The organism is Streptomyces sp. NPDC046915 (assembly GCF_040644935.1).
Lineage (GTDB): Bacteria > Actinomycetota > Actinomycetes > Streptomycetales > Streptomycetaceae > Streptomyces.
On record NZ_JBEYXB010000015.1, the window covers coordinates 87,518 to 100,689 of the forward strand.

General features: G+C 72.3%; 6 protein-coding genes. 3 read left to right on the forward strand and 3 right to left on the reverse strand.

Annotated features, from left to right (window positions below; all coding sequences use genetic code 11):
* Both ABZ915_RS32895 and ABZ915_RS32900 read right to left on the reverse strand, forming a co-directional pair.
* A partial coding sequence (locus ABZ915_RS32895) for a trypsin-like peptidase domain-containing protein (RefSeq protein WP_361810799.1) occupies positions 1-2,522 on the reverse strand: 2,522 nt, incomplete at its 3' end.
* On the reverse strand, positions 2,519-2,842 hold the full coding sequence (locus tag ABZ915_RS32900) for a CU044_2847 family protein (RefSeq protein ID WP_361810801.1): 324 nt from the start codon (positions 2,840-2,842) through the stop codon (positions 2,519-2,521). The genes ABZ915_RS32900 and ABZ915_RS32895, both read right to left, overlap by 4 nt.
* A 158-nt stretch (positions 2,843-3,000) precedes the next feature.
* Here ABZ915_RS32900 and ABZ915_RS32905 point away from each other — a divergent pair, with 158 nt between their 5' ends.
* A complete protein-coding gene (locus ABZ915_RS32905) occupies positions 3,001-3,315 on the forward strand; it encodes a hypothetical protein (protein WP_361810803.1) in 315 nt (104 codons plus the stop codon).
* A gap of 13 nt (positions 3,316-3,328) precedes the next feature.
* On the opposite strand, the gene ABZ915_RS32910 is transcribed toward ABZ915_RS32905, so the two are convergent.
* A complete protein-coding gene (locus ABZ915_RS32910) occupies positions 3,329-3,823 on the reverse strand; it encodes a hypothetical protein (protein ID WP_361810805.1) in 495 nt (164 codons plus the stop codon).
* A 183-nt stretch (positions 3,824-4,006) separates the two neighbouring features.
* On the opposite strand from ABZ915_RS32910, the gene ABZ915_RS32915 reads away from it, so the two are divergent.
* Together ABZ915_RS32915 and ABZ915_RS32920 are read left to right on the forward strand one after the other, a co-directional pair.
* Positions 4,007-10,846, forward strand: a complete 6,840-nt coding sequence (locus ABZ915_RS32915) for a DEAD/DEAH box helicase (RefSeq protein ID WP_361810807.1) — start codon at positions 4,007-4,009, stop codon at positions 10,844-10,846.
* Positions 10,843-13,095 (forward strand): UvrD-helicase domain-containing protein, encoded by a 2,253-nt coding sequence (locus ABZ915_RS32920; protein WP_361810809.1) that lies wholly within the window; start codon positions 10,843-10,845, stop codon positions 13,093-13,095. Before ABZ915_RS32915 ends, ABZ915_RS32920 begins: the two co-directional genes overlap by 4 nt.
* The last annotated feature ends 77 nt before the right edge of the window (positions 13,096-13,172 follow it).

The following is a 13,172-nucleotide window of genomic DNA, read 5'->3' on the forward strand; positions in this document are numbered from 1 at the left end:
CCGCTGTGGCCCGCGAGCACGCGCTCCTCGGTACCGGTGGCCGGATCCCACAACCGGACCGTGCGGTCGAGCGAGGCGGAGGCCAGGAGCGTACGCCCATCGGCGAGCCCCACCGCGCACAACGCCAAGACCGGGCCGCTGTGGCCCGCGAGCACGCGCTCCTCGGTACCGGTGGCCGGATCCCACAACCGGACCGTGCGGTCGAGCGAGGCGGAGGCCAGGAGCGTACGGCCGTCAGCGGAGCCCACCGCGCACAACCCGTCGACCAAGTCGGTATGCCCTTCGAGGACCGTTTCCTCGATGCCGTGCCGGGTGGCCGCCCACCGGACCCGGTAGGGCGCGCGGTACGCGGGGTCGCTGTAGGTGCTGCCGAGGCCGTACAGGGCCTCGTTGACGCTGTAGAGGGCCGCGCGTTCGGTGGGAGGGGCGTCGATGGCGCGGGGCGTGATGCGCAGCAGCCGGGCGCGTTGTATCGCCGGCCGTGTGGTGGCGGCCGCCGCCGCCGGGATGAGGCGGCGCAGGTCGGCGTGGAGGGGGTAGGTGTCGTCGGCGAGCAGGTCGTCGACGGCGTGGCCTCGTTGGGCGTGGTCGGGCAGGGAGCGCAGGAGGTAGGCGGGGGCGTGCTCCCAGCCGGCTTCGCGGCCGGTGCGCAGGAGTGCGCGGGTGATGGCCTTCTCGTCGGCGACGGGGTCGCGATGGCGGACGAGAGCGTCGTTGAGGGCTTGGTGGAAGAGCCGGTAGACGGGGGCGGGCAGGTCGGAAGTGCTGGTCTCGACGAGGAAGTTGGCGGCGGACGACCGGGCGAAGGCCTTGAGGCCCTCGGTAGTGGGCGCGGAGTGGCCGAGGGCGGCGATGGTGGCCTGCCACAGGCTGACGGGCATGCCGGGGGCTTCGGCGTAGGCGAGGGCGGTCATCAGGGCGGCGGCCGGGACGCCTTCGATGTGCGGCAGCAGGGTGAGGTAGTGGCTCAGGGCGGCGTCGACGGTCGGGGTGAAGTGGAGTGCTTCGATGTCGACCGGTTGCCGGTCGTGCATGCCGCGGGCCCGTGCGACGAGGCCGGCGACGAGGAAGTTACGGTCGGCGAGCCGCGCGATCCTCTCGGCGACGGGCTCGGCGACTTCGGCGCTGTCGTAGGGGTTGCCGGGGCGTTCGGCGCCCTGGAGCTGGAGGGTGGCCAGGGCGTAGGCGGCCAGGTCGGACTGGGTGAAGTAGCGCGGGGTGTCGAGGTCGATGACGCGGGGGGTGCCGAACGCCTCCAGCAAGGGGCCCGTGTCGTCCTGCCGGCGCGTGCCGACGACCACGCGTACCCCGAGGTGGTGGAGGTCCTCGGCGAGGGGGCGGGCGATGTGGCGGATGACCTGGCGGGCGTGCTGGCCGCCCACGGCCTCGTCGAGGGCGTCGATGACCACGGTGAAGCCGCCACGGCGGGTGCGCTCCAGTGCGCTCGTGAGGTCCGGGAGGAGATCGGTCACCTCCACGGGCAGGCGCGCGGAGGCGGCCCGCGCGATCTCCGTGGCCACTTCCAGAGCGGTCTTGCCCTTGGCGTGCACGGCGCAGGCCACCGACCGTTCCACCGCGCGCACCGTGTCGTCACCGGGCGGGAGGGAGCTGACGACGGCCGGGTCCGAGGTCGTCACGATACGCCCGAGGACAGCTGACTTCCCCACCCCCGGCGAGCCGGTCACGACCAGCACCCGCCCGTGCGGGGTCACGCCCGTCAGCCAGTCGCGGATCTCGGTCAGGGCGGCGGTGCGGCCCCGGAAGCGGAAACCCCGCTCGCTGTCGGTGTGCACGCCACGGGCGCGTGGACGCCAGTGCCGGCCGGCCTCGGGGTCCCTCTCCAGGCTCCATCCCCACGCGGCCAGCGCCCCTTCCCCGGCCGCTTCCGCCGACCAGTCGGCCAGCAGGTGGATCTTCTGGTCGGGAAGGCAGTCGTCGATGGTCCGCAGGCTGATCGCGCGGGCGTCACCGCTGTTGCCCTGGGCCTGGGCGACCATCCCGACCACGGCCTGGTAGTCGGCCGACCACAGGGCGCCCCCGCTGTAGCCGGGCTTCACCGGATGGCGCGAGCCGGTGTCCAGGCGGATCCAGCCGTAGCTGAGCACCTCCCCGACCGCACCGTGGGAGGAGCTGCCCAGCACTCCGTCGGGGAACCCGAACGCCCACCACCGGTGACGCACCAGATCGGCGGGATCCGGCAGCCGCAGCCGCGCCGCGTACCCTTCCGCCATCGGCTGCTCCAGGAGCAGCACGGCCACGTCCTCGTGGTCCTTCCGGTCGGGCGGCGCCTCCACCTGCCGTACCCGCACCCGCGGATAGCCCGCGCCGCGCATCATGGGGAAGGCCACCCACAGTTCGGGTCTCTCCCGTCGGCCTTCGAACACGACGTGGGCGCAGGTCAGCACCCGCCGGCCGTCGATGAGGAACCCCGAACCGATGGGGCTGTTGTCGTCGGGGGACGTGTGGATGGCCGCGACCCACGTGTCCGAACCGGGCCGCGGGCTGCCGTCCGACGTGCTCACGGCACGTCCGCCGCCGCCCCCGGCCAGGTCAGGGTGATCTCGAAGTTCGCCTCGGTCGCGGCGCGGGCGATCAGCCAGTTGGCCGTGCCCGTCACCTTCACCCCGAACTTCACCTCGACCTGCCCCGGCTGAAGGGCCCTCACCTGCTCCAGCACCGCCCGCGCGCCCGCCACCGCCGGCGCCACCGCGTCCCGGATCCGCCCCGCGTGCCCGTCGGTGCCGACCTGGTACCACTCGTCGGTCGGCTCGATCTCGAAGCGGACCCGCGTCCCGTCCTCCACCTCGTAGGACACCACCTGCGAGGCCGACTGCTCACTCATCCCGCTACCCCCTGGTACCCCCTGTACCGACGCAGCGTAGCCGTACGAGCACCAGGGCGTGACCTGTTGGGACGAAGTCCGCCGCGGAGGCGATCAGGCAGAATCGAACCCGACGTACCACGGAGTCGTTCCGGCTACGAAACGGGACGCGAGGGCACATGTCGCTGGAGGACAGCACCGGGAGCCGCAGGACGGCACGGGAGCAGCAGTCGCTGTTCAGCCGCTACCAGGACGATGCCGAGGGCAGCGGGGCGCTCAGGGTCGAGGTCGGTGCCGACGGGCGCGGGACCGGTGTCGAGCTGGGGCTGCCCGATCCGGAGGCGGAGGAGTCGTCGGACGGGATCACGGCACCGTACGACCCATGTCCCGGCCTGCACGGACGCATGACGCCGGGCAAGGGGCGGCTGCACTTCCGGCTGGTGCCCGAGCGGACGACGTTCCGCCTCGCCCATGTCGGTTCGAAGCGCGGCTAGCGAAGTCCCGTGCTCAGGCGTACGTCCAGCGCCACGCGCCCGAGCTGTAGCTGCACCTGATGCTCGTACCGGCGGCGTTCGTCGTCGTGGCGTAGTGGTCGCTGTTGCGGCAGAACTGGCCCGCCGAGTAGCAGTTGCCCGCGTTGGAGGTGATCGAGCAGGTGCCGGTGTCGCTGCTGCCGCTCCCGCTGTCGCTGCTGGTGTTGCTGCTGGTGGTGCCGCTGTGACTGGTTCCGGAGACGCTGTGCGCGGCCTTCGTGACCGTGACGGTCGGGCCGGGCTTCTTCACCGTCTTCGTCTTGGTGACCGTGGGCGCGGGCGCGACCTTCGGTACGTCGGTCACGGTCGCCGTGGCCGTCACCGTGACGGTCGGCCGGGGCTTGGCGGCGGCGGCCTTCGCCGCGTCCAGCTCGTCCTGCGCGCTCTGGGTGCCGCCCATGGCACCCAGGCCGAACACGGCCACAGCGGCCACCCACACGCGCTTGCGCTTGTACCACGGGTTGTTCATCTCGTCCCCCCTGAGGATCTTTCAGCGGGACGTACGGTAAGTACATGTAGGCGCCACATAAAAGAGGGGTGAACGTTTGGTGATCGTTTTGTGATGAACCGCCTACCCGGTGAACCGGCACGCGCCGTCCTACCTCCGCTATACGGTTGACCCGTACACCGACCTGGGACGAAGGAGTTCGTCGTGCGGCCCACCCTGGCCGCCGCGCAGGTGCGCGGCAGTCTGACGCAGTACCTCACGACGACCTACGCCCTGACCGACTCGGTCACCCGCTCCGCCCTGGAGCGGTTCCTCAGCCACCCCGAGACGGGGATCTTCCGCGGGCCGTATCTGCGGATCCGCACGCCCTTCCACACGGCGGACGACGGCTGGCGGCGGCATCTGGAGTGGACGCCCGGCTTTCCGCCGTACCGGCATCAGGCGAAGGCGTGGGAGCGGCTCAGCACACTGCACGGGCCCGCGCGCCCGACGCTGATCACGACCGGGACGGGGTCCGGCAAGACGGAGTCCTTCCTCGTGCCCGTCCTCGACCACTGCCGACGGCAGAAGGCCGACGGGCGGCGCGGCGTCAAGGCCGTGCTGCTGTATCCCATGAACGCCCTCGCCACCGACCAGGCGGGCCGTATCGGTGAGTACCTGTCGCAGCCGGAGCTGGCTCAGGTCACCGCGGGTCTGTACATCGGCGACCGGCCCGACACCGACTTCCGGCGGGTGATGACCCGGCGCGAGGAGATGCGGGCCTCGCCGCCGGACGTGCTCGTCACCAACTACAAGATGCTCGACCTGCTGTTGCAGCGCGGCGAGGACCGGCCGCTGTGGGAGGGGGCCGACATCACGTACGTGGTGCTCGACGAGTTCCACACGTACGACGGCGCGCAGGGCACGGACGTGGCGATGCTGCTGCGCCGGCTGGCGAAGGCCACCGGGAAGAGCCGGCCGGGGCGACCGCTCGGCGGCATCTGTCCGGTGGCCACCTCCGCGACCCTGGGCGAGAACTCCTCCGGTTCCCCTGACGGACAGGAGGGCGGCATCCTCGACGTGGCCGGCCAGGTCTTCGGCATGCCCTTCGCCGCGGACGCGGTGATCGGCGAGGAGCGGATGTCGGCGGGGCAGTTCACCGGCGAGGTCGACTACGAACTGCCCGAGCCGCCCTCCCCGAAGGAGGTCATCGAGTACTCCGGCGGTCCGGGGGTCGAGGCCCGGCCGGACCTGCTCGATCTCGACGGGCTCGCGGAACGGCTGCTCGGGCGGCGCGGGCTCGACGTCTTCCAGCTGGGCAGGCTGCTGAAGCGGCACGACTTCACGCACGGCGTGCTGTCGCTGCTGGACGGTGAGCCGCTCAGCGAGTGGGAACTGCGGGACAGGATGAGCCGGTTCGGGTACGCGTGGGCGCGGACCGCGCGGGAGAACCCCCGGCTGGCACTCCAGGCGCTCGCCCGGTTCGTGGCCCTGCTGTCCACCGCCCGGGATCCGGACTCCGACGAGAAACGGCCGCGTCCGCTGCTGCACATCGAGGCCCATCTGTGGGTACGGCCCGTCACGCGGGTGCTGCGGGGCGTGGGACCGAACCCCGAGTTCCGCTGGTACGAGGACGACCGCACCGCCGCCCGCCGTGCCGCGCTCGCCGCCGCGCCCGCCGCGACCGACGGCGAGGACGGGGAGCGGTCCTCGGGCGGGTGGCCGTCCGGCGACGCCCGGCGGGCCGAGCCGCAGCCGGGCGCCGATACGGCGGCCCGGCCCGCCGCCGTGCACCTGCCCGCCGTCTACTGCCGCAACTGCGGCCGGTCCGGATGGGCGGCGCTGTCCCCGGAGGCCGATCCGCAGCGGCTCGTGATGGCGCAGGACCGGGTGTGGCGCGCGGGCGTGGGGCGCGACAAGCGGCGCATCCGGTACTTCATCGCGGCGACCCCCGCCGAACGGGACGAGGCGCTCGGCGCGCTGACCGGCACCCGGCCGTCGGCGGGCCGCGGCGGTGTCGACCCGCTCTCCGTCGTCGTCCTGGACGGCGCGCAGGGCACCTACCGCCTGCCGGTGCCCGCCGACCGCGAGGAACTCCAGGACGGCTGGTTCGCGCTGGCCGTCACCGACAGGAAGTCGGCCGACCGGGCGGCCGTCGACGACCGCTGCCCGGCCTGCAACACCGACAACGGCATCCGCTTCCTCGGTACGTCGCTGGCGGCGCTCGCCTCGGCGACCGTCACGCAGCTGTTCACCGGCGGGGACATCGCGCTCGTACCGGAGGAGCGCAAGACGCTGCTGTTCAACGACTCCACGCAGGACGCCGCGCACCGCGCGGGGTACGTGGCCAACGCCTCCTACAAGTTCTCGCTGCGGTCGCTGCTCGCCCACGCCCTCGCCGACTCCCCGAAGCCCGTGGCGGTCAACGACCTGATCGGCAACGTGCTGGACGCCGTCGACGATCCCGAGACCCTGGCCGCCGTCGTCCCGCCCGACCTGCACGACGAGCCGGGCGTGGACCGGCTGCTGTCCGGGCGTGGCACGGGGGATGCCCGTACCTGGAAACTCATCGGTGAGCGGCTGGCGTTCGCCACCGTGATGGAGTTCGGCCTGCGGTCGCGTCAGGGGCGCACGCTGGAGCTGACCCGGACGGTGGCGGCCGAGGTCGCGCTGCACGATCCCGAGCGGATCGCCCTGCTGGCCCGGGACGTGCATCTGACGCTGCCGGGTCAGCTGCTGGCAGTGGGCGGGCTGCCCACGCCGGACCGCTATCTGGCCTTCGTACGCGGGTTGCTGGAGCGGATCAGGCTGCGCGGCGGGGTACGGCACCGGTGGCTGGAGCCGTGGATGCGGGACGGCGGCGTCACCCGGTTCAAGGTGTGGGGCGGGCGGCCCGACGGCATGCCCGCGTTTCCCGACGGAGTGGCCGCGCCCCGGTTCCTGCTGGACACCCCCAAGGAGAGGTCGGTCTTCGACGCGGCCACCGGCCGGCTCGGCTGGTACCAGGACTGGACCCGGCGCTGCCTCGGCCTGGACACCGCGGGCGCCAACGAGTACCTGCGGCGGCTGCTGCCCGTACTCGCGGAGGAACACGTCCTCGCCGTGCGTACGGCACAGGACCGCACGACCAGGGTGTACGGACTCCAGCCGGGACACGTCGAGGTGCGGCTGCTCGCCGACGCGGTCGTCGACAAGGCCTTCGTGAGCTGCCCGGACTGCGGCTGGGAACAGGTCGTACCGCCCGAGCGCAAGACCCGCTGGTACGGGCACCCGTGCCCCCGCTACCGGTGCAAGGGCGTGCTGAGGCCGCCGCAGGACGACGTCACGATGAGCGTCACCAGCACCGCCGGGAGCTTCGGCGGCTCCCGTGAACGCGACTACCGGAACGACTACTACCGGCGGCTGTACCTGACCGGCGGCACCTTCCGCGTGGTCACCGCCGAGCACACGGGCATGCTGACCCGGCCGCAGCGCGAGCGCGTCGAGCGGGCCTTCCGCGACGGCACCCACTACACCGACCCCAACGTGCTCTCCTGCACGCCCACGCTCGAACTCGGCATCGACATCGGCGACCTGTCGGCCGTGCTCCTCGGCTCGCTGCCCAAGGGCCCCGCCAACTACGTGCAGCGGGCGGGCCGCGCCGGGCGCCGGACCGGCAACGCCCTGGTGGTCGCCTTCGGCGGGCGGCGCGCACGGGACCTGTACTACCTGGACGAACCGGGCGAGATGATCGCCGGCGACATCGTCCCGCCGGGCTGCTACCTCTCGGCGGTGGAGATCCTGCGCCGCCAGTACACGGCGCACCTGCTGGACCTGGCCGCCCGGGGAGCGCTCACGACGGCCGACGGCGAACGGCTCCAGCCCGCGCCCCGGCTGGTGTCCGCGCTCTTCGGCACCACGGGCTGGTGCCAGGACCTCGCGGACGCGGCCCTCACGCACGGTGCCGCCCTGGTGGAGGACTTCCTCGGCCTCTTCCCGCCCGCCGGACCGGAGGGCACCGGGATCACCGGGCACGCCGCCGACGACCTGCGGGCGTACGCGACCGGCGGCATCGTCCGCGCCCTCCAGGAGGCCGAGGAGGACTGGACTGCCCGACGCGAGGAACTGCGGCGCCGGATCACCGCCATCGACACGGCCATGGACGGGCTCGTCCGCTCCGACCCCGAACAGGAGCGGGAGCACCGGGAGTTGCTGGCCGAGCGCCGCAGCACCGGTGACCTGCTGCGGGAACTGAGCCAGGCCGGCGCGCACGGCGCCCTCGTCGACCTGGGGCTGCTGCCGAACTACAGCCTCACCGACACCACCACACAGTTGGAGGCCACCCTCTACTGGACCGAACAGGAAGCCGAACAGGAGACCGGCGGCGACGGTGAGGCGGCGGGCCGCAAGAAGACCTACCGCAGCGAGGTGCGCGACTACGAGCGGTCACGCCGGCTCGCGCTGACCGAACTGGCCCCCGGCAACAGCTTCTACGTCAACGGCTACCGGCACATCGTCCGCGCCCTCGACATCGGCAGCCCGGAACGGCGGGCCTGGGCCGTGTGGCGGCTGTGTCCGGCCTGCGGTTACACGCGTACGGAGAACGCCAAGGCGGACACCTCCCCCTGCCCGCGCTGCGGCGGCCGGGAGATCGCCGACGCGGGGTGCGTGCAGCACGTACTCGAACCCCGGAGGGTGATCGCCCGCGACAAGCGGGACGACGCCCGCGTCCGGGACGACAAGGACGAGCGGGACCGGCGCCGGTACGCCATGCTGACGACCGTCGACATCGACCCGGCGCACCTCGTGCCCGGCTCCTGGCGGCACGACACCGCCGTGTTCGGCGTCGACTTCACCCGGCGCGCCGTCATCAGGACCCTCAACCTGGGCCCGGACCGGCAGGACGGCAGCAGCACCGTGCCGGTCGCCGGTGACGACGTACGCCTCAACCCCTTCTATGTCTGCACCAGTTGCGGCGGTGCGACCGCCGACGGCCGCCCGGTCGTGGACCAGCCCCACAACGCCCTCACCGAGTCGCTGGCCGCGTCCACCAGGGCCGCGGCACACCATCTGCTGTGGTGCCCGCGCCGCAAGACGCGGTCGGCCGGTGAGGGGCAGGGCAAGGGCGAGGACATCCCGCTGCTGCTCGCCCACGAACTGGTCACCGAGGCCGTGCGCATCCTGCTGCCCGCATCCGTCGCCCGCGCCAAGGAGCGGCTGGCCTCGTTCACCGCGGCGCTGTTCGTGGGCATAGCCGCCCGGTACGGCGGGGACCCGGACCACATCGACATCGCCGCGGCCTCCATGCCGGACGGGGTCGAGGCCGACTGGCCGCGGCGCTTCCTCGTGGTGTACGACCGGCTGCCGGGCGGCACCGGCTACCTGCACCGCCTCGCCTCCGCCGAGGGCTTCCGCGAGGTGCTGCTCAAGGCCAGGGAGACCATCGAGAACTGTCCCTGCCTCGCCAAGGGCCTGGACGGCTGCCACCGCTGCCTGCTACGCCGGGTCCCGGCCACCGACTACGACCGGGTGAGCCGGAACGAAGTGCGCCAGATGCTGGACGAACTGCTCGGCAAGGGCGGCGAGGCGTGGAAGACCTCGCCTGTCGCGGCCACCCACACCATTCCCCTGGAGCGGCAGGCCGAGAGCGACCTCGAGGTCATGTTCATCGACACGCTCAAGGAGTGGGCGGCACAGCCCGCCGCCCAGGCCAGTGCCGACGCCTACACGACCACGGCGGGGACGTACTCCCTCGATCTGAGGCTGACGAACCCGTCCGGGGCGACGCTGAGCTGGCGGGTGTCCCAGCAGCGGGTCCTGGACGGAAGGACACGCCCGGACGTCCTCTTCGAGCGGCTCGACGCGCCCGGTCCCCGTCTGGCGCTGTACCTCGACGGGTACGAGTTCCACGCCTCGGCACGGCACAACCGGGTCGGCGAGGACGCCGTCAAGCGCACCGGGCTGCGCGCGGACGGTCTGCGCGTCTTCCAGCTCACGTACTTCGACGTCAAGGACTGGCAGACCCGGATCCGTGACACCGGCTACGCGGCCGCCGGTCCGGCGGATCCGGTGTGGCGGCCCTATGACGAGCAGGGGCAGCGCCAGGCCCGCGACTACTACGCGAAGGTGCGGGGCCGGCTGCCCGGCGAGCTCGCCGACAGCGTATGGATCAATCCCGCCGACATGCTGCTCGCGTATCTGCGCGCGCCGGACGCCGATGGGTGGCTGGCCCGTGCGGAGGCGGCCGTCGCCGGGCTCACCGGGGCTCGTCCCCAGGCGGCGGCCGTGCCGGCGGAGGCCGTGGGCGCGCGGCTCGACGCCGCGCTGCGGGGCGAGCCGTTGACCGGTCCGGGTGGGCCGCTGCGTGTCCTGTCGGCTGTGGACCGGTCGGGCTGCCGACTGGTCGCGGTCGCGGACGGCAGGCAGAAACCACCGGCGTGGACGGCTCTCACCCTCCTGGACGACAGCCCGGCCGCCGTCGCCGACACCGAGGCACACAAGCGGCGCTGGCGCGCATGGCTGTACTGGAGCAATCTGCTTCAGTTCCTGGAGCACGGCGGCGGTGACAGCGCGCAGCTGACCACCGGCCGGCTCGCCGACTTCGCTCCTGAGGCGCTCGCCGTGACGGGGGGCTCGGGGTGGCTGGCGTCGACGCGTATCGATCTGGGCGTGGTCGCCGGCACCGGGGCCGCGGTCGGGGAGAAGGCCGAGAAGGAGGCCAGGGCGGCCGCCCCCCAGGGCTCCGGCTGGGACGGGGTCCTCGAACGCCTTGACCCGGACCAGCCCGAACTCCAGCTCCTCGCGGTCTCCCTCGCCACGCGGGGCATATCCGTCCCGGTCGACGGACACGAGCTGGACGACCACGGCTGGATGGCCGAACTCGCCTGGCCCGACCGGAAGATCGGCGTGGTGCGCCCGCACCGTCCCATCGGCGGGGAGCCCGACTACGAGGCCGAGGACCAGGACCGGGCCTTCGCGGCGGCCGGCTGGGAGGTGCGGCCGGCGAGTGAGTGGACGGCGGAGGAGCTGGCCCACCGACTTGATCAGCAGGACGACGGAACGAACCAGGGGGAGCCCCACCGATGAACACCACGAGTGTGACGCTGCGTCTGCTCGACAAAGCCGACAAGGAGATCCTGAGACTCCCCCGGGCGGTCAAGGGCGCCCTCTACGACTTCCAGCACAAGTTCAAGACCAACCCGCAGGCCACCGGGCTCCAGCTGAAGCAGCTGAAGCAGCTTAAAGGGGACAGCAGGCTCTGGTCCGCCCGCGTCAACGACGAGTACCGCGCCCTGCTGCTGCGGCTCGCCGACGACGACTGGCTGATCGTCTCGGTCAAGCACCGCAAGGAGGTCTACGAGAACCTCGACCGGCTCTCCTACGGCATCAACCAGGTCACCGGTGCCATCGAGTACGTCGACCTCCAGGTGGTCGAGGAGAGTGTGCTGCGCCGCGTCGCGCCCGCTCCGCCCACCGCTCCGGCCACCGCTCCGGCCCGGCCCGAACCGGTGGCGCCCCGGCCGCTGTTCGCGCACGTCACGGACGAGCAGCTCATCGACCTCGGTGTGGCGGAGCCGCTGGTCCCCGTCGTGCGGACCCTCACCACCGAGGACCAACTGCTCGGTCTCGTCGAGTACGCTCCCCAGCTCACCGGCGAGATCCTGCTCTCGCTAGTCGACGGCAAAAGCTACGACGAGGTCCTGGAGCAGGTGACGGCCCCGGTCGCCGCACCCGAACCGGTCGACACCGAGGACTTCCGGACCGCCGCCGAGCGCCCGGCCACCATGGTCACGACCACCGACGAGGCCCTGCGCGAGGCACTGGAGGGCGAGGACTTCGGGCGGTGGAAGGTCTTCCTGCACCCCACCCAGGCCAAGCTCGTGGAGCGCGACTACTCCGGCCCCGCCCGCGTGGGCGGCGGCCCCGGCACGGGAAAGACCATCGTCGCCCTGCACCGGGTCAGGCACCTGGTCGAGCAGCTTCCGCCGGGGCGCAACAAGCCGGTGCTGCTCACGACGTACAACAAGAACCTGGCCGCCGATCTGCGCGCCCGTCTGATGGAACTGGGCGGCGAGGAGCTGGTGTCCCGGGTGGACATCAGCCACGTCGACCAGCTGGCCCTGCGCGTGGTGCGGGAGGCCGAGCCCGGCAGCGCCAAGCAGACCATCGACGACAACCAGGTGCTGCGCGAGTGGCGCGCCATGCTCGACGAACTCGGCGAGACCACCTGGGACGCCGAGTTCCTGCACGACGAGTGGACCCAGGTCGTCCTCGGCCAGGCGGTGGCCTCCCGCACCGAGTACTTCCGGGCCCGTCGGGCCGGGCGGGGCCGCAACATCGCGCGAGCCGAACGCGCGGAGATCTGGCAGCTGGCCGAGAAGTTCACGCAACGGCTGGACCGCCTCGGCCGCCAGACGTGGGCCCAGGTGGCCGAGCGGGCGGCACGTCTGGAGATGGAGCGCGAGCAGCGGATCGAGAGCGTGGAACGGCAGCGTGCGGAGGCCGGTGGCCTCGACAACATCCACCTCCAGGACGGCTCGGCGGGATGGCTGCGCCACCGCTACCGGCACATCGTGGTGGACGAGGCCCAGGACCTGCGGCCGGGACACTGGAAGATGCTGCGCGCCATGGTGGCGCGCGACCGCAACGACCTCTTCCTCGTCGGTGACACGCACCAGCGGATCTACAACAACCAGGTCACCCTGGGCAGCCTCGGCGTCAACATCCGCGGCCGGTCCGCCAAGCTCACCCTCAGCTACCGCACCACGCGGCAGATCCTCGGCTCCGCGCTCGGAGTGCTGGAGGGCGAGTCGTTCGACGACCTCGACGGCAGCGAGGAGTCCCTGGCCGGATACCGCTCCGTGCTCAGCGGCGGGCGCCCCACCCTGCACCCGAGCCCCGACTGGGAGTCCGAGCGCGACGCCATCGCCCAGCTGGTGTCGGAGTGGTCCGACATCCCCCTGGAGCAGATCGCCATCTGCGTCCCCACCAACGCGATGGCGCAGGAGGTCGCGGTGACGCTGGCCCGGTCGGAGGTCCGAGCGGTCGAGATCGGCCCGGACGGGCCCCGCGGCGACGAGGGGGTGCACATCGGGACGATGTTCCGGTTCAAGGGGCTGGAGTACCAGCGGATGATCATCGCCGGGGTGAGCGAGGGCCTGGTGCCCCGGGACGCGGTCACCCAGATGCGGCGCTCCGACCCCCTGCGGTACCGGCGGGAGCTCCAGCGTGCGCGCTCCCTCCTGTTCGTCGCCACGACCCGCTCGCGCGACGCGCTCGCCGTCTTCTGGCACGGTACGCCCAGCCGTTTCCTCGAACCGCTGCTCACCGCCTAGAAATACCGCCTGGAAATTGGGATGCGGCGAAGGGTCGTGGTTCGGATGATCGGATGGTTGTCCGCCATCCGAACCCA